We start from the raw sequence: 22,838 nt of genomic DNA, 5'->3' as shown, positions 1-22,838 counted from the left end.
TGCATGGGTGATCTGTCACGGGGCGGGAGACCCGTCCAGCCGCTGGCAGATGTCAGCCGTTTTTCAGGAGAATGAAAATGGTGCCCAAGGGCGGGATCGAACCACCGACACTGCGATTTTCAGTCGCATGCTCTACCAACTGAGCTACTTGGGCACCGGGCCACGGCGGCAGGGCCACCCGGCTATGGAGAGGGGTTTACCCTATGCGGGGAAGGCGATCAACCCTCTTTGAGGAAGAAAATGCACCGGTCCGTTCCGTGGTCCGGCAGGGCAGGCCGGGGCTTTTCACAGCGTGTGGTGTGTCGTCTTTTTTGCCAGCCGTTCGGCTTCCGCTTCCAGTTCTTCCGGGTCGTTGTCCTGCCGCAGGGACGGGACACGGTAATCCCCCTTGAACCAGCGGCCAAGGTCCACATCAGCGCAGTGCTGGGAGCAGAACGGGCGGAAGGCGGGCATGGTGGGTTTCTGGCAGATCGGGCAGCTCATGAGAGACTCCAGCAGGGGGATGGAGACACGGGATGACTGTGGAGGGTAAGGCGTTGGCCCGTGAGATGGAAGAGGTCTTCCAACGCCACGGAATCAGCCTCCAGTGACCGGATGATGGCGGGAGGTGCGTGGAGCCGGTCGCCCTTCAGCCCTTCACTGGCGATGCGCTGGAGGATGGCCAGCCCCTGCCCGTGAGGGGAGGCGTACAGTTCATGCAGCGGGGCACGATGGCGGGGACGGGTCATTTCCAGCAGGCCGCCGGGCGTGATGCCGGTGATGCGGGGCTGGAGCGGGTCCTGTTCCCCGTCCGCCGCCTTGCGGAGGAACGGGACGAGGGCGGGCCGCTTGCTGCTGCGGACGCCTGCCGGGTCGATCAGGATGGTGCCGGAGAGATTGCGCAGCCGGATTTCCCGCAGGAGGGGGCCGAAGCAGGCCAGATTGGCGGCAAAGTCCGGTGTCTGATGGGCGTCCAGATCGATGGCGGTGAGGGCATGGGTCGGCGTGATGTGGGCCGTCAGCGGTCCGACCTGGGCATCCGGGCTGGTCAGGGCGGCCCAGTCGGCTTCCAGAACCTCATCAAAGCTGTGGCTCACCCGGTGCAGGCGGGCATGAAGACGGGGCGGCAGCCGGGCGGCCAGAGCGGCACTGTCGGTCAGGATGGGGCAGTCTGACGGGGCCAGAGCCAGAATGTCATCCAGTGGTGTGGGGCCGGGCGTGAGACGGCGGGGAGCGGTTCCGGTCTCCAGACCATCCGGCCATGGGAGGGCACGCAGGCGCAGGCCCTTGCCGTTCTGTGCCGCACGGGTCACCTGGGCACGGACGAGGCTGCCTTCGGGCGGAAGTCTGCGCCCTTTCATGAAGCCCGTGCAGGCCGGACCGGCCAGTTCCACGAAAGCCCCGCCCAGAGCGGGTGCATGGGCCGTGATGCGGACGATATGGACATCCCCCCAGCCATCCGGCGCACCGGGCCGCCAGAGGGCGGCATCCAGCAGCGCATCATCCTTCAGCAGGGCGACGCGGATTTCTCCGGGCGCACTGGCAAGACGGATTTCCATGCCGTGTCAGCGCAGCCAGTGCTGTCCGGCGGGCAGGGGCTGCCCCCGGAGCAGCTGGGCGGTCTCGAACAGGGGCAGGCCGATCACGCCGGAGGGGCTTCCCCCGACCTGTCGGATGAAGGCGGCCGCCTGCCCCTGAAGGCCATAGCCACCAGCCTTGCCGTGCCAGTCTCCCCCCTCGATGAGGGCGTCAATCTGCCGGGGTGTCAGGCGACTGAAGATGACGTGGCTTTCCACCACGCGCTCGCAGTAGCGGCCTTCGGCCCAGTCTGCTGTCGGCTGGCAGACCACGGCGGTGAAGACCTTGTGGCGGCGACCGGAGAGCAGGGTGAGGCAGCGGCGGGCTGTCTCGGCATCTTCCGCCTTGGGCAGGATGCGCCGCCCGGCTGCCACGACCGTGTCCGCCCCTATGATGAGGGCGGGGCCATCATGGCGGGCGGCGACATGGGCCGCCTTGGCCCGGGCCAGCCGCAGTGCATGGGGGCGGGGGAGTTCGTCCTTCTTCGGCGTTTCGTCCAGGTCCGCCGGGCAGATGGCATCCGGCTCCACCCCGATCTGGCGGAACAGGGCGATGCGGCGGGGCGAGGCGGAGGCCAAGATGAGGGCGGGCCGGGAGGAATCAGCCATGAGGGAGGAGATGGTCCTGTTTTCCGCTGTCTTACTTGAAGCGGAAGGTGATGCGACCCTTGCTGAGGTCGTAAGGGGTCATCTCGACATTGACCCGGTCACCGGCCAGCACGCGGATGCGGTTCTTGCGCATCTTGCCGCTCGTATGGGCGAGAATGGTGTGCTCATTGTCCAGCGTGACGCGGAACATGGCATTGGGCAGAAGCTCAGTCACCGTGCCGGTAAACTCGATCAGGTCTTCTTTAGGCATGAATATCCCTTGCAGGAAGTGGGTAGAAACTGTGTGGGCCACGGGCCAGCCCTGGAGAGGTCCGTCCCGCAGCCCAGTCATGACGGCGCATTATGTGCGGGCAGGGGGGTAGGACGTCAAGGTTTTTTGCTGGGTGGAGCGGGATCGGGCAGGCGGGCTTTTGCCTGCCAGCAGTACCATGCCAGCATGGAGCGATGGGGGCTGAAGCCCGCCGTGGCGTCCCGCAGCTGGCGGGGCGTGGGGCGGACGGGCAGTTTTTTCAGCCTGCGCCAGCCCTCCTGCACGCCGAGGTCTCCCGAGGGAAGAACATCCGGCCTGCCAAGATGGAAGATGAGGAACATCTCGACCGTCCACTGCCCCACGCCACGCAGGGAGGTCAGCCGTGCCATCAGGGTGGCGTCATCCAGCCTGTGGGCTTCGGCGAGATCGGGCACCAGACCGTCCAGCCGCCCCCGGGCGATGGCCCTCAGGCTGGCCGTCTTGGCGGCGGAAAGACCACAGCGGCGCAGGGTGGCATCGTCAAGGGCCAGCAGCTCCTGCGGTGCAGGGGGCGGCCCGTTTTCGTCATGGTAGGCTCCAAGGGCACAGAGACGCCTGAAGATGGTGCGGGCTGCGGCATTGTGGAGCTGCTGGCCCGTTACGGCCTTGATGAGCGAGGCATAGGGATCGGCTGTCTGCGGGTCTGGCGTGGTCTGCTCATGCAGGCGGCAGGGGCCGACGGTGGCGATGAAGGCGGCCAGATCGGCGTCCCGGGTGAAGCAGGCTGGCAGGGCGGGCATGGGGCGGACCTCATTCATGGTGTTGATGATGTCAGGCGACGGGTTACACAAAAGTAGCGGCGGGAAACTTTTCCGGTGATGACAATATGGCCTCTTTTGGGGCACAAGGGAGGGGTCATGTTCCTTACCGTCCTGCGCCCCTCTTTCAGCCAGCGGGTTTCCTGCCCGTGACAACGTCGGACGCCCCTACGCCGATGCGCCGGGAGCGGCTGGGAGACTACGCCGCACCTGTGGCCGGGTTGCGGACGGAGGCCCGCACGCCCATGCGGCGCACGCAGGTTCTGGTCGATCCGCCACTGATCGGCCCCCTCTTTCTGGCGGCCAGTGTCCACGGCCTTGCCCTCTGGTTGATGATGCAGACCAGTGCTGCCGTGCATGGCACGCCAAATGGCACCCAGCAGCCGCAGGTGGAGATGGTGTTTGACGCCCCGCCGGTGAAGCACAGCATGCAGGGGCCGCCGACGCATGAGGTCGGCGGTGCGGCCAGTGCCCCGCCCCCGACTGCACCGGAGGAGGAGGCGACTCCCGCCCCGATGGAGCCGACGCCCCACACGCCGTCCTCGCCGCAGATGGAGCCATCGCCGACCGGGGAGCTGACCAATGCGGAACCGTCTGAAAAGCCCCTCTCCAGGGCGGCTCCCCGCCGCCCCCGCCGGAGCCGGGCGACGCCGACGCACCAGCGTGTGACCCGGCAGAGCGAGACCAATCCTTTCGCTCACCCTATGGACCTGTCCTTTGACGGAGAGCCGACGCCTCATCCCCGCAGGCGGGGCAGGCATGGCGGCACGAGGGGGCCGATCGACTTTTCCCTTGGGCCGCTCAGTCTGAACGGGCAGATCAACGCTCCCTACAAGACGAGCAGCAGCGTCCGGGGTGTCAGTTCCGATTATGGCAGCGAGATTGACCGTTGGGTGCGGAACCATATGTTCTATCCGGATGAGGCGGTCCAGAATGGCGAGGAGGGACCGGCTTCCGTTCATGTGGTGATTGACCGGAGCGGAAAGGTCATCCGGGTACGGCTGACGGATTCATCCAATTCCTACGCACTGGATGCCGCAACGGCGGGCATGTTCCAGGGGGCGCAGCTTCCGCCTGTTCCGCCGGACATGCAGGGCGACCATTTTGATCTGGATGTGACGATCCATTACATGCTCATCCGCCATTAGAGGTCGCTCCCCCTGTGGTCATGAGCGGGAAAGGGCGTTAAGCTGTCCAGCATTGTCCAAACATTGCAGGGAAAGTGGGCTGTTCATGCGCTTCTGTCGTGCGCTGCTGGTATCGGGGCTGTGCGTGCCTCTCCTCGGACTGGGAGGCTGCCTTCAGGTCTACAGGCCGTTTGCCCATAATCCGGGCAATCAGGCCCAGCACCTCGTGCGGGACAACATTCCCCCCGTGCGGCTCGCCGTGCCCGTTCCCGTACCGGCGAAGGCCCCGTGGCGGGCCGCCACGGCCATGTGGGCACGGGATGTCGTGATCGCCCTGGTCGGGCAGTCCATTCCTGCGGTGGCGAAGGTGCCGGAGCCGGGAGACTGGTGGGTCCGTCTGGGGGCTGTCCGGGCGGAGAATGGCGGCATCCGTCCCCGTTATGCGATCGTGGGGCCGGATGGTCGGGTGCGGGCCCGTGGCTTTGGGGCCGTGATTGATGAGGAAGGGTGGCGCAGTGCTGATCCCGAGGCCCTGAACACGGTCGCCTTGCAGATGGCTCCTGAAATCGCCCGTGAACTGACGGAGATTCAGACACGGATGATGATGGATGACCCGAAAAGCCTCATGCACCGCTCCGCCCGCATCTGTTTCGATGGCGTCACGGGTGCGCCGGGCGATGGCAACAAATCACTGGCCGAGGCATTCTACATGATGCTGCCGGACGGTCATAACAGCGTGCAGACCACGCATGACGGGGCCGACTACATCGTGAAGACGGAGGTCAGCATCAGGCCATCTCCGGATGCGCCCGGACCGGATGAAGGACCGAAGCAGCAGGTCACGATCATCTGGCGTGTCCTGACCCCGCAGGGTGTGGAGGCGGGGGCCGCCACGCAGGTGCATGACGTGCCGGCCCATTCGCTGGATGGTCCCTGGGCCGACGTGGCCGGGGCCGCTGCCCAGGAGGCCGCCGAGGCCGTGCGGACCATCATCACCAACTATTCAGGCAGGTCACGGAAAGCGTCCCTGGCCCAGCCCGATGTTGGCGGTGAGGCGTCCCGGGAAAAGGATGGCATGAAGAAGTTCGTGTCGGCCCCCGATCAGGCCGTTCCGGGGTCTTCAAAATGATGGAAGACGGGGCGTGCGGCCTTGGTCTGTCCATGCCTGTGGGGCGTTCCGGTATCCGGAACGCCTCTTTTTATGCCTTGTCTGCTGACAGTGCAGGGCTTTTCTGGACGGGAGCGGCAGGAATAGACAGGGTGAGACAATCAAATTATAGAAATGAATACCATGTAATAAATGGACTGCCATGCGTCTCCTTTTCCTGAAAACGGCCCTGATTTCATGCGTATTCATCGGCTGTTCGACAGCTTCTGCCAGAATCTATCATCCTGATTTTGACTGTGCCCATGTAAACAGGGACGTACCGGTTCAGGTTCTTCTATGTGCTGATTCCGATTCAGCCAGAAGTCTTCTGGTTCTGGATCAGGCCTATTATGCCCTGCGTCATCAGAGTCCGGTCTATCTCCTGCCCCAGCTCAGGACCGGTCTGGCCCATGATCTTGAGGCGGTGCAGGACTGTTTCCCGGCAGATGGCATTTATGGCGAGAGTCCTGCGGCCTGTTATCAGCGGATCGTGGGACAGGTCACGGACCGGTACCGGGCACGCCTGACAGGCAGGGCCCATGAGGAGGCTGTCCGGCCGATAGACGACCATCTGGCCCTTCAGGAGCGGCTGAGGAATCTGGGGTATCTGTTCGGCGGTTCGACAGTTGATGGGGTTTATGGGGACACAACCCGGGAGGCTATTCTCCGGTGGCAGGAACAGACAGGGCAGCCCCATCAGGATGGTTTTCTGGGGGATGAGGATGCCCGCATGCTCCTGCCGGAGCTTCTGGCTGCCGGAAATGACGGAAAAATGTCCGTCCCGCACGGCAGGGTTTCCACGGTTGTGCAGGACATGTCCCGTCCGGCTGGTGACGGGTCGGGGCAGACTGTGCCATCGGGTCATGATGCAGGTCCCGGGCCAGTACATGATGGTCACGGAGGCGGCCCTGCTGTCCTGAAGATTATGGTGCATCTGTATGGTCTGGTCATGCAGACGGCCGGGGGCCTCCTGACGGAGCTGTGGAAGCTGGTGCTGCCTGTTCTGCTGGTGCCAATGAAACTGGTCGGCGTGATCTGGCAGGTCGTCGAAGTCCTGTTCAGTCTGAAGATTCTGCTGGTTCTGGTCGGGGGGCTCGTTTTTTACCAGAGGTGGCGTTTCGGCAAAAAGGCGAAGGTCGGGTTCTCGTCGGACAGGGAGCGGGACTGTTATCAGAAGGCTGGCATGCTGTGGGCTGGCTGGATCAGGGAGCTGGACATTGCCCGGGGGGAGCAGCTTCTGGAGCATCTCGTGGAACGCCGTCTGGGGAGCTGCTTCCGGTTTCTGGTGGGCCTCGTCCGGCCGATCAGGGGCGGGACGGCCCGGAGCATTCTGGAAGAGCTGGGAAAGGGGCGGACATGGCAGGATTTTTATCGCTGCTCCGTTCATGTGCATGGCCTGCTGCAACAGGTGGCAAAGGCGGGCGAGGCCAGAACGAGACGCCAGCAGGAGCAGCAGAAACGGGCGGAGGAAGCCGAGAGGGAAAGGCGGCGGCAGGGGGAGCGGGCCCGTCGCCAGCAGCGGCAGCGTTCCGGTTCTTCTTCAGGGAGCGGCGGCAGGGCCTGGCATGTCGTGCTGGAAGTCTCGGAGCGGGCAACCCGGGAGGAAATCATCGGTGCCTACAGGCGGCTGATCAAGCAGCATCATCCCGACCGTTTTGCCCACATAGGGGGAGCCGCCTATGAAAAGGCCGTCCGCCGGACGGCAGAGATCACACAGGCATATCAGTATGCAAAGCAGTATAGGCAGTTCTAGACCCCTGTTCAGGGGGCGGCAGGATAGGCCCTTTTCAGGTAAATGGGAGGTAAACTTACCGTGCTGTGGCCTGACTGCTGGAAAATCATGACATTAATCGGGCGGACTGATAGAAGGGGCTGAACCGCCTCTTACTGTCCTTCTATGAAAAGTATCCATCATGAAGATCGTTGCTTGTAACAGTAACCTGCCTCTGGCTCAGGCTGTGGCCGATGAGCTCGGAATTCCCTTGTGCAAGACATCCATCCGCCGTTTTGCTGATGGTGAGGTATTTGTTGAAATTCAGGAGAATGTGCGTGGAGAGGACATGTTCGTCCTCCAGAGCACCTGCACGCCGACCAACGATCATCTGATGGAGCTTCTCGTCGTTCTGGATGCCCTGCGGCGTGGGTCTGCACGGCGTGTCACGGCGGTGATGCCCTATTTCGGCTATGCCCGCCAGGACCGCAAATCAGGTCCCCGCACGCCCATCAGTGCCAAGCTGGTGGCCAACCTGCTGACAGAGGCCGGTGCCAACCGCATCCTGACGATGGACCTGCACGCCATGCAGATTCAGGGCTTCTTTGACATCCCCACGGACAATCTCTATGCGGCTCCACTTTTCGTGAAGGACCTGACACGCCGCCATCCCGACCCTGAGAAGCTGATGATCGTGTCCCCGGATGTGGGGGGTGTGGTGCGTGCCCGCCAGCTGGCCCGTAGGCTGAATGTCGATCTGGCCATCATCGACAAGCGTCGTGAACGGGCGGGCGTCTCCGAGGTGATGAACGTGATCGGCGACGTGTCGGGCCGTTTCTGTGTTCTGGTGGATGACATCATCGACAGTGGCGGGTCACTCTGCAATGCGGCCGAGGCTCTGGTGAAGCATGGAGCTGCCGGGGTGGAGGCTTACGTCACTCACGGCGTGCTGACAGGCAACGCCTGCGAGCGTGTGCAGAACAGTCCGCTGGCCATGCTGACCCTGACGGACAGCATTCCGGCCACGGAAGAGCTGAAGGCGGCCACCAACATCCGGCAGATTTCCACGGCTGACCTGATGGCCCGTGCCATCCGGGCTGTTGCGGACGAAAGTTCCGTGTCCACACTGTTTGACTGAGGGACCGCTCTGCTGGCAGGGGGGCTTCCGGCCTGCCTGTCATGGGGCAGGCTGCTGGTGTCTCCCCGGTGATTGGGATTTTGGGAGAGGTTAGAGAATGACACAGCTTCGTGCGGAACCGTTCTGGTTTCTTCGTCATGGTGAAACGGACTGGAATGCCCGGCATCTCTCGCAGGGCCGGACGGACATTCCGCTGAACGAGACAGGTCTGACGCAGGCCCGTCTTGCTGGCAGACAGCTGGCCGAGCTGTTCGAGACGGGGGCACGGCCTTTCACGCACATCGTTTCATCACCGCTGAAGCGGGCCTTCGTCACGGCCGAGCATGTGCGGGATGCCATTCATGAACGGACGGGCATCAGGCTGCCGCTGACGGGGGATGAGGACCTTCAGGAGGTCAGCTTCGGAGTGCAGGAAGGCAAGCCGATGGGCGACTGGTACAATACATGGATTGACGGAACTTTCGTCCCGGAAAAGGGGGAGGATTTCATCACCCTGAAGACCCGTGGCATCCAGGCCCTGAACCGGGCGCATGACGCCGGTGAGGGTGCCCCGCTGATCGTGGCGCATGGTGCCCTGTTCCGTGGCCTGCGGGCAGCCATGGGGCTGGAAATCAATGTCCGCCTGCCGAATGCCATGCCCCTGAAGGCCTCTCCAGAAGAAGAAGGCTGGGAGCTGAAGCTGCTTTCTGCCTGAGTGGCCAGAACCTCCTGAAAGAAAGGCCGCTTCCGGGGCATGGAGGCGGCCTTTTTTCATGTCTGGAGAGCTGGTCCGGTCAGATTACCACGGAACCAGCGTTGTGGAGAGACGCTTGGCGTCCCTGGGGCTGACGCCAAGGTCGTTGCGGTTCCACCAGCCTCCGCCAAGAGCCTGAAAGAGACCGACCGTATCGGAAAGGCGGGTGACCTTGTCCTGCGCCACGGAAATCTGGTCCTGCGCCACAGCCATGCGGGCCTGCTCAACATCAAGCCGACTGTTGTCGCCCAGCCTGTGCTGGGCCTCGGCAATGCGGAGAGCCTGCGTGGCGGCCTCAAGGCCGTTCTGGTCTGCAATGAGCGTGTTCCCGTCAAGTTCCACGGCGTGGAGACTGTCGGCCACGTCACTGACGGCCGAGAGGATGGCGGCCCTGTAATAGTCCTTGGCCTGCTCGTAATTGGCCTTGGCCTCACGCTGGGCATGGAGCAGGGACCCGCCCTGAAAGATGGGCTGCGTGACGGTGGCAGCCAGCATCCAGTTGCCCATGCCGGGCTTGAACATCTTGCTCATGCTGTCAACGGCTTCACCCGGCAGGGCACTCAGCTGCACGTTGGGCAGACGGTTGGCAATGGCGATGCCCAGCTGGGCACCGGCGGCACGGATCTGCGCCTGGGCGGAGGCGATGTCGGGCCGCTGTGCCAGAAGCCGTGCAGGCAGTGAAAGCGGAAGCTGCTGCGGAAGGGTGAAATCCTTCAGCTCAAAGACGGGCATGTCCGCATTGGGGCTGAGACCGGCAAGCGTGGCCAGCTGGTCCCGTGTCTGGGCCAGCTGGGTCCGCAGCGGGGGCAGGTCCGCCTGTAGCTGGGCCAGAGAGTCCCGCAGGGCGAGCTGGCTCATCCGGGACTGGTCTCCAAGCCCGACCTGTTTCTGGTTGATGCTGACCATGGCCATCTGCTGGGCGATCAGGGCTTCCTTTGCCCTGATCTGTTCACGCAGTCCGGCTTCCGTGATGGCCGTGTTGACGATGTTTGAGATCATCGTCAGGGTCGTGGCCTCCAGCTGGAAACGCTGGATGTCCGCCTGTGCCTGGGCATTGCGGATGGCCAGACGCATCCCGCCCCAGAGGTCGGGGACATAACCGACGTTCAGCTGGGCCGTATGCAGGTTGTAGAGCCACTCATTGTTGTTGGGAACAGGCGAGAGGGCCTTGGATGTCTTGTTGCGTGTCGGGATGAACTGGGCCGAGATGCTGGGATAGAGCGAGGCTCCCTCCACCCTGCGCTGTTCCCAGGCGGCCCGCAGCCCGGCCTGCATGGCCTTCAGGGTCATGTTGTTGGCCAGGGCCTGCTCGACCAGCAGGTTGAGGCGGGGGTTCTGGAACGCTTCCCACCACCGGCCCGCCACGTCGGCACCGGACACGAAATGCTGCCGCCGCAGAAGGCTGTCCCGTGACCTGTCCCGGCCGCCCTCGGACTGCGTGATGGCCTTCTGGCTGTAGCCCGTCTGTGCAGGCAGGGGGGGAATGTCCTTGGGCGAAGGCCCGACGATGCAGCCTCCCAGTCCGAAGGCCATGCCACCGATCAGTGTTACGGCGAGCAGAAGGGACGACCGGGACCGCCCCGTGCGGGAGGTCATGTCACGATCCGTCACGGTCCGCCGGAAGAGGGTGAAACGCTGTGTCATGTCAGGCCTCCTGCTGTTTCTGGCTGCCCCGGCGGTGGACCCATTCTTCCATCCGGCAGAAGCAGACAGGCAGGATGAGGAGGGTCAGCAGGGTGGCGATGCCAAGCCCCCCGACGACTACGGTGGCCAGTCCCCGCTGCACGTCGGTTCCCACGCCGGTGGCCATGGCGGCTGGCAGCATCCCCACGCTGGCCACGGTGGCCGTCATCAGCACGGGGCGGAAACGTTCCGTTGCGCCCAGCCTCGTTGCCTCCCGGATGTCCCCACCCGCCCTGATGTAGCGGTTGATGTTGGAGACCATGATGATGCCATTCTGGATGGCGACCCCGAACAGGGCGATGAACCCGACGGCCGTGGCGATGTTCAGGGTCTCGGCCCGCATGTGCAGGGCGACCAGCCCGCCCAGGGCGGCAAGGGGGACGATGCCGATGATGAGCAGCGCATGGCGGAACTTCTGGAATTCCGCATAGAGCAGCCCCAGCATGACGGCGAACATGACGCCAAGGGCGGCCACCAGACGGACCTGGGCGTGCTGGGCTTCCTGGAATGTCCCGGCCCATTCGATGCGGAACTTCTGGTGATCGTAATGGACATTCTGGTCGATGAGCTTCTGGGCATCCTCAAGATAGAGGGACATGGGCCGGTTGCCATTGTCCACCTGAAGCGTGATCTGCCGTTCGCCCATCTCATGGGCGATGCTGCTCTCGCCCATCTGGAGGCGGATGCGGGCGACGTCGGCGAGCGTGACGGCACTGCCGTCACTCGTGATCATCGGTATCTGCCCCAGAAGCTGGAGGTTGGAACGCTGCGTGTTGTCGATGCGCAGGGTGGCGTTGTAGAAGCGGTCCCCTTCGATCACGCTGGTCAGGGGTTCGTCCCCGATGGCACTGTTGATGACATCGGTGATGTCATTGATGCTGATGCCATAGCGGGCGGCTTTCAGGCGGTCCGGCGTGATCTCGATCTGTGGAATCTTGGGTTCCTGGAAGATGTCGGCCTGCACGGTACCCTTGACCCGCCAGAGCTGTTCGACCACCTGTCGGCCCAGAACACGCAGGCCGGAAAGATCGTCACCATAGATGCGCATCACGAGCGGGCTGTGTGCCCCGCCCAGCTGGTCGCTGAGGTTGTCCTCGATCGGCTGGCTGATGGAGAAGGAAATGCCTGCGATCCTGTTCAGGCGGGCACGCAGCCTGGTGATGAACTCGGCCTTGGTCTCGCCATGTGCCCACTGGCTGTAGGGGGTCAGGCCGACGGGCATCTCGATGTGGGATGGCGTCCAAGGGTCCGTTCCGTCATCGGAGCGGCCAAGCTGCGTGATGGCATAGGACGTTTCCGGGAACTCCCGCACGGCACGGCGGATTTCCGTGGCCTTCTCCTGTCCTTTCTCAAGGGAGATGCCGGTCGGCATCTGCACCTGGAGCCAGAGTGCACCCTCGTCGAGGTCGGGCAGGAACTCCCGCCCTGTCGTGACGCCTAGGGCGATCACGGCCACGAGGGCCAGACCGGCACTGATGAACGGTATGACCGGGTGATCCAGCAGGTGGCGGAGCAGCCCGTCATACCGCCTGTGCAGCCAGTCCAGCGGTTTGTTGTGCCAGATGGGCCGTGGCTTGCGCAGGGCCAGGAATGACATGGTGGGGGTCAGGGCCAGGGCGCAGAGCAGGGCACCCAGCAGGGCGAAGCTGACGGTCCAGGCCATGGGCCGGAATATCTTGGCCTCGCTGCCTTCGAAGGCGAAGAGCGGACTGTAGGCCACCACGATGATGATGGTGGAGGCGAAGATGGCCCGTCCCGCACGGCGGGTGATGGCCAGAATGTCCGGCTGGTTCAGCGGGAGGTTGGGGTGTTCCTCCCTGTGGCGGAGGATGACCTCGGTGATGACGATGGCCCCGTCGACGATCACGCCAAAATCCACGGCTCCGAGGGAGAAGAGGTTGGCCGCCATGCCGCAGGCCCGCATGAGGATGAAGGCGAAGGAGAGGGCGAAGGGGATGGTCACCGCCGTGATGGCGGCACTGCGGGGCGAGCCGAGGAAGAAGGTGAGGATGACCAGCACGAGGCCGATCCCCTCCAGAATGGTCTCGCTGACCTTGTCGGTGGTGGATTTTACGAGGTTGTCACGGTCAAGATACGGAACGATGCGGATGTGCCGGGACTTGAGCTGTTCCTGAAGTTTGTTGACGGCGGCGTGGAGGTCATCCAGCACCTGCGAGGGATTGGCCCCACGCAGCATCGTCACGACACCTTCGATCGTGTCAGGGTTGCCGTTCTTGCCGAGCATCCCTTCCCGGACCTGATGGCCGAACTCGATCCGTCCCAGTTCGGAGAGGAAAATGGGCACGCCGTCGTGATGGCCGATGACGGTGTTGCGCATGTCCTCCAGAGAGTGGATCTGCCCCACGCCACGGATGATGTAGGACTGCTCCCCACGGGTGACACGGCCGCCGCCAGCATTGGCGTTGCTGTTGCGGATGGCGTTCATCACGTCACTGACGCTGATGCCGTACCGGATGAGGGCGTTGGGGTCGAGGATCAGCTGGTATTCCCGTGTGAACCCGCCGAAATTGTCGATGTTCACCACGCCGGGCACCCGCTGGAGGGCAGGGATGATTTCCCATCTCTGCACGTCGGAGATGGTCATGAGGTCCCGGTCGTCCGATTCCACCGTGTAGCGGTAGATTTCTCCGCTGGCTCCGGAGATGGGGCCAAGGGAGGGCTGGGCACCGCCTGTCAGCTGGAGGCCGTCAAGCTGGCTCTGCACCAGCTGGCGGGCACGGTAGATGTCCGTGCCGTCATCAAAGATGAGCGTGATCAGGGAGAGGCCGAAGGTCGTGCTGGAGCGGCTCTCCACGACACCGGGAACGGCAGCAAGCTCACGTTCGACAGGCGTGGTGACCTGATGCTCCATCTCCTCGGCGGCAAGGCCGTTGACCTGGGTCGTCACCAGGACGCTGGCTGGCCCGAGGTCCGGGTAGGCCTCCACGGGCAGCTGTTTCCACGCCACCATGCCGGTGATGAACAGGGCGATGGTGAGAAAGGCGACAGCCTTGCGATGGCCGAAGCACCATGTGATGAATTTTTCGATAAACATAGCTGCTCAGCGGCCCTCAGTAATCATTGAGCAGAATGGCACCGTGCGTGATGATACGCTCGCCAGCCTTCAGGCCGGAGAGGACACGCACGGACTCTCCCTCTTCATAGCTGATGGTGATGAAACGGCGGCGGTAGGCGTTGGGAGCCGTCTCCACGAAGACGGAGACCTGATCATTGTCCATCAGCAGGGCCGTCTTGGGCAGGAGCGGCTGGCTCTGCTGGGTGATGTTCAGTGTTGCCGTCGTGAACTGCCCGGGGCGGAGTGTCCCCTGGAGGTTGTTGCAGCGCAGGTAGAGGTTCAGGCGGCGCGTGTCCATGTGGATGGTGCCGTCCTGCGATGTCACCGGGCCGTTGCAGTGCTGGCTGGGGAAGGCCGCATCCAGCGTCATGGTGGTGCCGAGCATGGGCAGGAGGGATTCCGGCAGGCTGGCCTGGACCCAGACCGTATCAAGGTTGGACACGTTCATCAGGGCGGCGGTCATGTCGGTCACGTTCTGGCCGACACCGGTCGAGACTGATGTCACGATGCCGGAGACCGGGGCGACGAGCGGCTGGTAGCCTGCATTGCCGTCGGTGCCGAGGGCCTGAAGGCGGAGATGGGCACGGGTGGCCTCCGCCTGGGCCTGTTCCAGATCATTCTTGGCGGACTGCATGTCCTTCACGGCGTTGCCACCGACATTCAGCACGCCGACGGCACGCCGGTAGGCCTGCCGGGCCAGGGTCAGGGCGGCCTGTGCCTTGCGGTCATCCGACCAGGCCTGGGCCAGGTCACCGGAATAGAGGATGGCGAGCACGTCCCCTTTCTGTACATGCTGGCCTGTCTGCACGTACAGGTTCGCCACACGCCCGACGACGGGGGAGTGAATGTCCACGCTCTGGCCGGGGCTGGTGATGACCTGGGCCGGGAGGGCCACCTGATGGGGGGAGAGGGTCTCCGTCACCGGTTCGACCATGAGCTGGCCATCCAGTGGGCCACCGGCCCGGATGCGCAGCAGGTCGCCATCATGAGTAACGGCAGGAGGAGGAGCAGTCTCTATGATCCGCTGTGGCATGAGGGACCATGCCCCCCAGGCCAGCAGAAGAATGATCAGGGCGGTACCAGTAATAACAACATTACGCGAGACATGCATTATTGGAAGGATCTCCGCTCTTCTGACTGCTCCGGCAAAATGCATCCCCTTCTGGCACAGATGTCATGGTTTGTCACGGAATTGTGGCTGTACCGAAACGATCGAACTTTACGAATGGAAGGGAAAGTCTTGTCCAGTAGTGGCCAGTCTGTACCAGTACGAGAAGAAAGGGCCGCAGAGTAACTGCGGCCCTTTTCATGAATGATCTTCCGTCTGGAGGGAGAGATCAGAAGCGGTATTCGATACCGGCACCGACGACGGTCGGGTTCACGTCGTCATGAACACGGACACGGCCACCGGTGACGGCATTGTCACGACGGCTCAGATGGACGCTCTGGTTGAGAAGCAGGATCTGCTTGACGTCGAAGTTGAAGAACCAGTTGCCGACCATCTGATAGTCGAAGCCGAGGTTGAAGCTCGGACCGACATTGGTCTTCATGTGCATGGCATCAAACACGGCCCCGTTGAAGGCACCGCCCAGGTTGGTGGCCTGATGCATGTTGTGGAAGATGGCCACCGTGATGCCGAGGCCCGCATAGGGGTTGAAGCGTTTGTGTGGGCGGAAATGGTAGGCGGCCGTCAGCGTGGGCGGCAGGATCCAGAAGCTGCCGGCATCCAGCTTGCCCAGCTGGCCGACATGGGCCGCAGCCTCGTGGCGTGTGGAGGAGGCGATGAGGTCCAGGGAGAGGTGGTCCGTCAGGAAATATTCGAGCGTCAGCTCAGGCATGACCTGATTGGTCACGCTGACATTGTTGCGGAAGTGGTTTCCGCCAGCCAGGGCTGCCGCAGGGGAGGACGGGTTCAGCTTGACGCGGGAGCCCGTGTTGTTCGTGATCACGCCGAGGGCGGACAGGCGGATGATGAAATCCCCTTTGCCAAGGCCGATCCGGGTGTTGGCACAGGTCTGGAAGAGGCCGCAGCGGTGGTCATCCGGGGCGTGGAGATGCACGGAAGCATCCGGGGCTGCCTGCATGGTGCCGGACGCAGACACGGAGGTTCCGTTGCCTGGAGCGGTCGTCTGTGCGGTGGCGAAGGAGACAGACCCAAGAGCAAACAGCGCAGCTGTGGCCATCCGGGTGAAGATGCGGCTCATTTTTCCTAGAATCCCTGATAGTTCATGATGGTGCGGCGGATGAAGATGGACAAAATGTAATTGTTCCTTTCCGGAAAATAGGTCTGATTTTTGCCAAAAACAAGAGAAAATCGATGACTGTAATCGGTCATTAAGGACAAATAGTGAAATCTCTTGATCTAAATCAAAATATAGCCTTCTCTTGTCACTGTCATAAGGAGCGTTGCTTTTCCAAGGCGTCGCCCGCCCGCTAATGCAGGAATGGATTTTAGAAAAAACAGGGAAGATACGATGGAAACAGGTCGCAGCCTTGTGGATGCCGTCCGTGAACGGTGCGGCCGCTGTTCTGGCCGGTCGGTCAGCATCTGCAATGTCATTGATGACGAGGACCTGCCCGCACTGGTGGCGGAGTCCTCACGTGTCACTGTTCCTGCGGGCCGCTGTTTCATCAGGGAGGGGGCACCGGCGCACGATTTCTACGTGCTGGCGGGAGGACGGGCCAAGCTGTTCAGCCTCATGCCGGACGGGCGCAGGCAGGTCATGGGCTTTGCCGAGCTGGGCGACTTTCTGGGGCTGGCGTCGTCCGACACCTATGCCTTCACGGCGGAAGCCCTGGGTGACGTGACCCTGTGCCGTTTTCCCCATTCCTCCATCGACCGTCTCGTGGAGCGTTTCCCCAGACTGCGGGGGCGGCTCCAGCAGGAGGCCTCCAGCGAGCTGGTCAAGATGCAGGCCAGGCTCATGCTTCTGGGGCGCAAGACGGCCCGTGAGCGGCTGGCCAGTTTTCTGGTCGAGCAGGCCAGTCCCTGCCGTCTGCATGGCCAGGAACTGCGGGACGGACACGGCCCGCTGACCCTGCCCCTGCCCATGTCCCGGACGGACATCGCCGACTATCTCGGGCTGACGATCGAGACGGTGAGCCGCACCTTCGGCCTCTTCAGGAAGGAGGGGCTGATCACCGTGCAGGGGGCCAGTTCCGTGACGCTTCTTGCCCCGGGCACGCTGAGTGACATGGCGAACGGAATCAGGAAGGACTGAGAAGTCAAGCCTTCCGCAGGTGGCCTTTTTTTAACTTTTTTGCTGTCTGATGCTGGTGTAACAACAGGATACGTTTCCGCACACATTTCTAGGAGCTCCTTTCATGAAGATCCGTACCCTGCTCACGGCCACGCTGCTGGCTTCGTCCTTCTCCCTGCTGCCGCAGGCTCATGCCTATGATCCGAACGACCCGCTGGCCATCCAGAGCAGCATGGACAACGTGACGAAGTCCATCCAGAACGAGAACGCCAAGATTCAGGCTCTTCAGCAGAAGTACGCCTCCGCTCCGGAGCAGGCCCGTGCCCGCATCCAGAAGCGCATGGACGCCCTCCAGTCAGACGTGAAGCAGCGTCAGGAGCGTCTGCAGAACCTTCAGGACAAGTACAAGAACCTTGCCGCCGACAAGAAGGCCGAGATCCAGAAGAACATCGATGATCGCAAGCAGCAGATCAAGGATGTCCGTGACAAGTACAAGAACGCTCCGGCTGAAGAGAAGCAGCGCATCAAGGATCAGCTGAATGCCCAGAAGGACCAGCTGGAGGCCCAGAAGAAGAGCTGGAAGGACATGCGTGACAGCACCATCCAGTCCAACAAGGACTTCGTCCATTCCCTGAAGAGCGGGTTCTGATCCCATCAGGGGCTGATCCGTACAGGATGGCATTGAAGTCGAGAGGCCGCTCCCGTTGGAGCGGCCTCTTGCTCTTTGGGGGCTGGCTCTCCATATAGGGCATGACAAGAGTGAGACAGACGTTCTCGGGGCAGGGTGAAATTCCCTACCGGCGGTGTTGGCAGCTTCAGGTTGCCTAAGCCCGCGAGCGTCCTGCCCTTCGGGCAGGAGACAAGCAGACCCGGTGGGATTCCGGGGCCGACGGTCAGAGTCCGGATGAGAGAGAACGTTCTTCCTGTCCATTGCGGGAGGGGGCGATGCCGCCTTTCCGTGAAGGGGGAAGGCGTGACGTCGCCGCGAACGTCCCTGAGATGATTGGGGACTGATGATGACAGATGTGTCGAGCGAGACACGAAGGACGGACAGCCCGCCCTTGCCACTGGAGGGCGTGCGGGCTGGTTTCCGGGAGGCCGTGAAGGCGGCCGTGCAGAAGATGGGGGCGACGGCTCCCAATCCGGCGGTGGGCTGTGCCCTGCTGGATGGTGAGGGCCGCCTGCTCGCCGTGGGTGCGCATCCCGCTGCGGGCCAGCCTCATGCCGAGGTCATGGCTCTGGAGCAGGCCCGGGAGAAAGGCGTGCTGGAGCAGGTCCGCACAGCCCTGGTGACGCTGGAACCCTGTAATCATCATGGCCGGACCCCTCCCTGTAGTGACAGGCTGAAAAACAGTCCCGTGCAGACCGTGTGGATCGGTGCCCGGGATCTCAACCCGCAGGCCACAGGGGGAGCGGACCATCTGGCCGGGGGCCTTTCTCCGAAACGGGTGCATTTTCTGGCCGATGAACCCGGACTGCGCTCTCTGGCGCAGGACTGTGCCGCACTTCTTGCACCGTTTGCCTGCCGAGTGACGCAGGGCCGCCCATGGCTGAGCGTGAAGCAGGCTCTGGACGGGCAGGGCAGCATGATTCCTCCGGAAGGACGGAAGACCTTCACCTCGCCCGCATCCCTCCGGCTGGCCCATCAGCTCCGGCGGGCCTGTGATGCCGTGGTGACGGGGATCGGGACCGTTCTGGCCGATGATCCGTCCTTTACCGTGCGGCATGTGCCCGATCACGCCGGGCGGGCACCCCGGCCCCTGATCGTGCTGGACCGGCAGGGCCGTCTTCCGGCTGCCTGGCGTCAGGCACGGGAGGCGGACGGGTTCCACGTGGAACAGTGCCGTGACCTCTCATCCCTGCCAGCCCTTCTGGGGCAGATGGATGTCAACTGGGCCCTGATCGAGGCCGGGCCTGCCCTGCTGGCCAGCGTGCGGGAGGCGGGCCTGTGGGATGACTGGCTGACCATCCGTCATGAGGGGGCGGACAGGGACGACCAGCTTTCCATTACCCTGCGTGAAGAGACTGCGGACAAGCGGAGCCCGATCCAGCTTCTGCGCCAATATGGGGACTAAGACCATGTTTTCAGGAATCATCGAACGTGTTGGTGACGTGCAGTCCGTGTCCCTGCGGGACAGGGCCATGGATGTACGGATCGCCACCCATTTTACCGATCTGACGGAAGGTGAAAGCATCGCCACCAATGGTGTGTGCCTGACCGTGACCCGCTTCACGCCCGAGGGCGTGGCGGATTTCCACCTGAGTGGTGAGACGCTGGCCCGGACGGCCCTGGGTGATCTCGTGGAGGGTGCCCGGGTGAATCTGGAACGGGCCGTCAGCCTCAATACACGACTTTCTGGCCATATCGTGCAGGGGCATGTCGATGCGGTGGGCAGGCTGACCCATGCTGCCGAAGCGGGTGAGTCGCATCATCTGCGGATTTTCATGCCTGCTTCCCTGCGCCGCTATGTCATCGAGAAAGGGTCCATCACCATCAATGGCATCAGCCTGACGGTGAATGAGGTGCATGATGATGTGCGCCATGACGGGCAGGAAGGCTTCGAGATCAGCCTGATGATCATTCCCCATACATGGACCCATACGGATCTTTCCACGCTGGCCATCGGGGCGAAGGTGAATCTGGAAGTGGACATGATGGCCAAATATGTGGAGACGCTCCTGCGCTACACGCCGGAAGAGGAACTGCGCTACAGGGGAGATGCCCGGTGAGCGTCCTGTCTTCAAACCTGAAGGCCGCCATCGCCGCCGTGCGGGCTGGCCGCATGGTCGTGATGGTGGATGATGAGGACCGGGAGAATGAAGGTGATCTCATTCTGCCAGCGCAGTTTGCCACGCAGGAGACCATCAATTTCATGGCCCGTCAGGCCTGCGGGCTGATCTGCCTGTCTCTTGAAGCTGACCAGATAGACCGGCTTGGCCTGTCTCCCATGGTGGCGAAGAATCAGGACCCGCGGGGCACGGCCTTCACCGTGTCCATTGAGGCCGCCCACGGCGTGACGACGGGCATTTCCGCTGCCGAGCGTGCCCATACGATTCAGGTGGCGTCTGCGCCGGATGCGACACCGGCGGACATCATCTCCCCCGGTCACATGTTCCCCCTGCGGGCCAATCCTGATGGCGTGATGGCCCGGGAGGGGCATACGGAAGGAGCTGTTGATCTCATGCGGCTGGCAGGTCTGCGTCCGGCGGGCGTGATCTGCGAGATCATGGCCGAGGATGGTACGATGATGCGCCTGCCGGAACTGCGGCATTATGCCCGTCGGCACGGTCTGCCGCTCATCAGCATTGCCGAAATGCGCCGCTGGATTGCCGAGCATGGACGGGATGATGTCGGAGTCGTGGAGATGACCGCTCCGCTGTCGGAAGCCGCCCGAGTGGCCGTGGCGGCCTTGCCGACCGTGTGTGGTGGAGAGGACCTGCGTGTCCATGCGTTCCGTGGTCAGGATGGTGTGGAGCATCTGGCCCTCGTGAAAGGAAAGCCTGATCAGACCGTCCCGCTGGTCCGCCTTCATTCGGAATGTGTGACGGGGGATGCGCTGGGGTCGCTGCGCTGCGACTGTGGCCCGCAGCTGCGGGAGGCCCTCAGGCGGATTGCCGCGGCGGAATCAGGCGTGCTGCTCTATCTGCGGGGGCATGAGGGCCGGGGGATCGGTCTGGCCAACAAGATAAGGGCCTATGAGCTGCAGGATCAGGGCATGGACACGGTGGATGCCAATGAGGCTCTCGGCCTGCCCGCCGATGCCCGCCGCTGGGACATGGCCGCCCACATGCTGGAGGAGCTTGGCGTGACCCGCCTGCGCCTGCTGACGAACAACCCGGAAAAAGAGCGTGGCCTGACGGAGGCCGGACTGGTGGTGGAGGCCGTGGAACGGCTGGTCGTGCCGTCCAATCCGTTCAACCGCCATTATCTGGAAACGAAACGCACCCGTATGGGGCATGTGCTACAGGAGAGCTGAACCATGAGCAAACATATCGCCACGGCACCGGAAGGGCTGAAACTGGCCCACGCACCCAGACTGGCCCTGCTGGTCAGCCGCTTCAATCCTGACGTGACAGGTGGCCTGCGTGATGGTGCGCTGGAGTGGCTGAAGGAACACGGCATTGATGAGACGGTGGATGTCTATGAGGCTCCCGGGGCGTTTGAGCTGCCCATCATGGCCCAGCATCTGGCCCGCAAGGGGGTCTATGAGGGGGTGATCTGCCTCGGCTGTGTCATCAAGGGGGATACGGCCCATTTCGAGTTCATCTCCATGGGGGCCACCGTTGGCATCATGCAGGCCCAGCTGGCGAATGACGTGCCGATCTCTTTCGGCATCCTGACGACCTATACGGAGGAACAGGCCATCGTGCGGTCCCGGGCGGATGAGCACAACAAGGGTCGTGAGGCCGCTGCCGCCTGTGTGGAGACGGTCGCCTTCCTGCGGCAGTAATGACCTGAGGTGGAACCATATGGAAACGTCACGCCCTTCCGATATCATGGATGGGCGTGACGTTTTTCTCGTGCCGGGTGGGAAAAGGCGTGACATGGGGCCGACATCACCCGCTTTTCTTCGTGACGGTACTGTGGGGGAAAGGCTGGGGTCTTCTTTTGTCTGTCCTGGCCCCTTCATTATGGCAGGCTGTTCATGAGGACTATTTCGCTTTTCCTGAATTCATCAGAAAAGTTTGCGGTTTTATTTCCATGAGCCATCCATGATCAGGTATTTAACAATCAAACAATAGAGTCCGGCATATAATCAGGGTGACAGGGCCGTTGATTTTCTGTTTTCGGCATCATAGAAGAGGCCATTAGTGCCCTGCTGAATTTTACTGGCCCGCAGTTTGAAAAAAAGAGGTTTGCGTGGATTTTGAGAACATGAAAGTGGCGGTCCTGATCCCCTGTTACAATGAAGAAATGACGGTGGGGCATGTCGTTGAGAAATTTGCCCGATACATGCCGGGGGCTGCCATCTATGTCTATGACAACAACTCCACCGACCGGACGGTGGAGGTGGCCCGTGCTGCGGGAGCGGTCGTCCGTACGGAGCGGATGCAGGGCAAGGGCTATGTCGTCCGGCGCATGTTCTCTGACATTGATGCGGATTTCTATGTCCTGATTGACGGGGACGAGACATATGAGGCTGAAGCCGCCCCGAAACTGCTGGCCCATGCATATGAGAACGGGCTGGACATGGTCAATGGTGCCCGTGTCACGGACCGCAAGGCGGCCTACCGGCTGGGGCATGTGCTGGGCAACCGGATGCTGACGGGACTGGTGACCATGATCTTTGGCCGCCGCCTGTCGGACATGCTGTCCGGTTACAGGGTGTTCTCGAAACGGTTCGTGAAGTCATTTCCGGCCCTGTCGCAGGGGTTCGAGACGGAGACCGAGTTCACCATCCATGCGCTGGAGCTGGGCCTGCCGATCGGTGAGATGAAGACGGCCTATGTCGAGAGGCCACCGGGCAGCGTCTCGAAACTGAGCACCTACAAGGACGGCATCCGGATACTGCTCACGATCATCCAGATCGTCAAGCTGGAGAAGCCGTTCATGCTGTTCTCCTCCATTGCCTGCGTGCTGTTCGTGCTGGGGATCGCACTGGGGATTCCGGTCGTGTCCTTCTACCTGCATAACGGTGTCGTGCCACGTCTGCCCACGGCCCTGCTGGCGACGGCCCTGGTCCTGCTGTCTTTCCTGAGTTTCGTCTGTGGCCTGATCCTCGACACGATCGCCATTGCCCGGAAAGAACAGAAACGGCTGGCCTATCTGTCCTATCCTGCCGTCTTCTCTGACAGGCCCTGAGTTCCGGA

At 62.6% G+C, this 22,838-nt stretch carries 21 protein-coding genes, 1 tRNA gene and 1 riboswitch; of the genes, 12 read left to right on the top strand and 10 right to left on the bottom strand.

Translation table 11 applies throughout. The features are described from left to right. Positions 1-78 precede the first annotated feature (78 nt). From CPA56_RS07345 to CPA56_RS07320, 6 genes are all read right to left on the bottom strand, one after another. Positions 79-154: transfer RNA gene (locus tag CPA56_RS07345), tRNA-Phe, on the bottom strand. Positions 155-285: 131 nt separating this feature from the next. After that, positions 286-483: a DNA gyrase inhibitor YacG gene (locus CPA56_RS07340; protein WP_182041346.1), complete on the bottom strand. Its 198-nt coding sequence runs from the start codon at positions 481-483 to the stop codon at positions 286-288. Further along, the gene (locus CPA56_RS07335; RefSeq protein WP_182041345.1) at positions 480-1,538 is read right to left on the bottom strand and encodes a ribonuclease E/G; all 1,059 of its coding nucleotides are present in this window, start codon (positions 1,536-1,538) and stop codon (positions 480-482) included. Before CPA56_RS07335 ends, CPA56_RS07340 begins: the two co-directional genes overlap by 4 nt. A gap of 6 nt (positions 1,539-1,544) precedes the next feature. After that, on the bottom strand, positions 1,545-2,165 hold the full coding sequence (locus CPA56_RS07330; RefSeq protein WP_182041344.1) for a Maf family nucleotide pyrophosphatase: 621 nt from the start codon (positions 2,163-2,165) through the stop codon (positions 1,545-1,547). A 31-nt stretch (positions 2,166-2,196) separates the two neighbouring features. Continuing rightward, complete coding sequence (infA, locus tag CPA56_RS07325; protein WP_043559458.1) at positions 2,197-2,415, bottom strand: translation initiation factor IF-1; 219 nt, start codon at positions 2,413-2,415, stop codon at positions 2,197-2,199. A gap of 116 nt (positions 2,416-2,531) precedes the next feature. Next, on the bottom strand, positions 2,532-3,212 hold the full coding sequence (locus CPA56_RS07320) for a DNA-3-methyladenine glycosylase family protein (RefSeq protein ID WP_229707508.1): 681 nt from the start codon (positions 3,210-3,212) through the stop codon (positions 2,532-2,534). Positions 3,213-3,361: 149 nt separating this feature from the next. Here CPA56_RS07320 and CPA56_RS07315 point away from each other — a divergent pair, with 149 nt between their 5' ends. The 5 genes from CPA56_RS07315 to CPA56_RS07295 all read left to right on the top strand — a co-directional run bounded on the left by CPA56_RS07315 (position 3,362) and on the right by CPA56_RS07295 (position 9,029). Beyond that, positions 3,362-4,360: an energy transducer TonB gene (locus CPA56_RS07315; protein WP_326831312.1), complete on the top strand. Its 999-nt coding sequence runs from the start codon at positions 3,362-3,364 to the stop codon at positions 4,358-4,360. An 85-nt stretch (positions 4,361-4,445) separates the two neighbouring features. Beyond that, on the top strand, positions 4,446-5,468 hold the full coding sequence (locus CPA56_RS07310; protein ID WP_182041343.1) for a hypothetical protein: 1,023 nt from the start codon (positions 4,446-4,448) through the stop codon (positions 5,466-5,468). Positions 5,469-5,649: 181 nt separating this feature from the next. Next, positions 5,650-7,239 carry a peptidoglycan-binding protein gene (locus CPA56_RS07305; RefSeq protein WP_182041342.1) on the top strand — a complete coding sequence of 530 codons (1,590 nt, stop codon included), beginning with the start codon at positions 5,650-5,652 and terminating at the stop codon, positions 7,237-7,239. Positions 7,240-7,399: 160 nt separating this feature from the next. Continuing rightward, the gene (locus tag CPA56_RS07300) at positions 7,400-8,335 is read left to right on the top strand and encodes a ribose-phosphate pyrophosphokinase (protein ID WP_182041341.1); all 936 of its coding nucleotides are present in this window, start codon (positions 7,400-7,402) and stop codon (positions 8,333-8,335) included. Positions 8,336-8,432: 97 nt separating this feature from the next. Next, positions 8,433-9,029, top strand: a complete 597-nt coding sequence (locus CPA56_RS07295) for a histidine phosphatase family protein (RefSeq protein WP_182041340.1) — start codon at positions 8,433-8,435, stop codon at positions 9,027-9,029. A gap of 84 nt (positions 9,030-9,113) precedes the next feature. Here CPA56_RS07295 and CPA56_RS07290 read toward each other — a convergent pair whose 3' ends face one another. The 4 genes from CPA56_RS07290 to CPA56_RS07275 all read right to left on the bottom strand — a co-directional run bounded on the left by CPA56_RS07290 (position 9,114) and on the right by CPA56_RS07275 (position 16,031). Further along, positions 9,114-10,712, bottom strand: a complete 1,599-nt coding sequence (locus CPA56_RS07290; RefSeq protein ID WP_229707506.1) for an efflux transporter outer membrane subunit — start codon at positions 10,710-10,712, stop codon at positions 9,114-9,116. Position 10,713: 1 nt separating this feature from the next. After that, on the bottom strand, positions 10,714-13,806 hold the full coding sequence (locus tag CPA56_RS07285) for an efflux RND transporter permease subunit (protein ID WP_182041339.1): 3,093 nt from the start codon (positions 13,804-13,806) through the stop codon (positions 10,714-10,716). A 16-nt stretch (positions 13,807-13,822) separates the two neighbouring features. Next, positions 13,823-14,938, bottom strand: coding sequence for an efflux RND transporter periplasmic adaptor subunit (locus CPA56_RS07280; RefSeq protein ID WP_182041338.1), 1,116 nt, complete (start codon positions 14,936-14,938; stop codon positions 13,823-13,825). Between the two features lie 226 nt (positions 14,939-15,164). Beyond that, positions 15,165-16,031, bottom strand: a complete 867-nt coding sequence (locus tag CPA56_RS07275; RefSeq protein ID WP_229707504.1) for an OmpW/AlkL family protein — start codon at positions 16,029-16,031, stop codon at positions 15,165-15,167. Positions 16,032-16,301: 270 nt separating this feature from the next. On the opposite strand from CPA56_RS07275, the gene CPA56_RS07270 reads away from it, so the two are divergent. From CPA56_RS07270 to CPA56_RS07240, 7 genes are all read left to right on the top strand, one after another. Next, positions 16,302-17,048, top strand: a complete 747-nt coding sequence (locus CPA56_RS07270) for a Crp/Fnr family transcriptional regulator (RefSeq protein WP_182041337.1) — start codon at positions 16,302-16,304, stop codon at positions 17,046-17,048. Positions 17,049-17,151: 103 nt separating this feature from the next. Next, positions 17,152-17,676: a hypothetical protein gene (locus CPA56_RS07265; RefSeq protein WP_182041336.1), complete on the top strand. Its 525-nt coding sequence runs from the start codon at positions 17,152-17,154 to the stop codon at positions 17,674-17,676. 117 nt (positions 17,677-17,793) lie between these two features. Continuing rightward, positions 17,794-17,947, top strand: a riboswitch (FMN riboswitch). A 93-nt stretch (positions 17,948-18,040) separates the two neighbouring features. Next, the gene (ribD, locus tag CPA56_RS07260) at positions 18,041-19,102 is read left to right on the top strand and encodes a bifunctional diaminohydroxyphosphoribosylaminopyrimidine deaminase/5-amino-6-(5-phosphoribosylamino)uracil reductase RibD (RefSeq protein WP_229707502.1); all 1,062 of its coding nucleotides are present in this window, start codon (positions 18,041-18,043) and stop codon (positions 19,100-19,102) included. A 4-nt stretch (positions 19,103-19,106) separates the two neighbouring features. Further along, a complete protein-coding gene (locus tag CPA56_RS07255; protein ID WP_182041335.1) occupies positions 19,107-19,757 on the top strand; it encodes a riboflavin synthase in 651 nt (216 codons plus the stop codon). 5 nt (positions 19,758-19,762) lie between these two features. Next, positions 19,763-21,004, top strand: a complete 1,242-nt coding sequence (gene ribB / locus CPA56_RS07250; protein WP_182041468.1) for a 3,4-dihydroxy-2-butanone-4-phosphate synthase — start codon at positions 19,763-19,765, stop codon at positions 21,002-21,004. A gap of 3 nt (positions 21,005-21,007) precedes the next feature. Then, entirely contained in the window at positions 21,008-21,478 is a 471-nt protein-coding gene (gene ribH / locus CPA56_RS07245) for a 6,7-dimethyl-8-ribityllumazine synthase (protein ID WP_182041334.1), read from the top strand. 425 nt (positions 21,479-21,903) lie between these two features. After that, complete coding sequence (locus tag CPA56_RS07240) at positions 21,904-22,830, top strand: glycosyltransferase family 2 protein (RefSeq protein ID WP_182041467.1); 927 nt, start codon at positions 21,904-21,906, stop codon at positions 22,828-22,830. The last annotated feature ends 8 nt before the right edge of the window (positions 22,831-22,838 follow it).

This window comes from Bombella mellum (genome assembly GCF_014048465.1).
Taxonomy (GTDB): domain Bacteria; phylum Pseudomonadota; class Alphaproteobacteria; order Acetobacterales; family Acetobacteraceae; genus Bombella; species Bombella mellum.
Note: the sequence above shows the minus strand (reverse complement) of the source record. Positions and strands in the feature narration are given on the sequence as shown.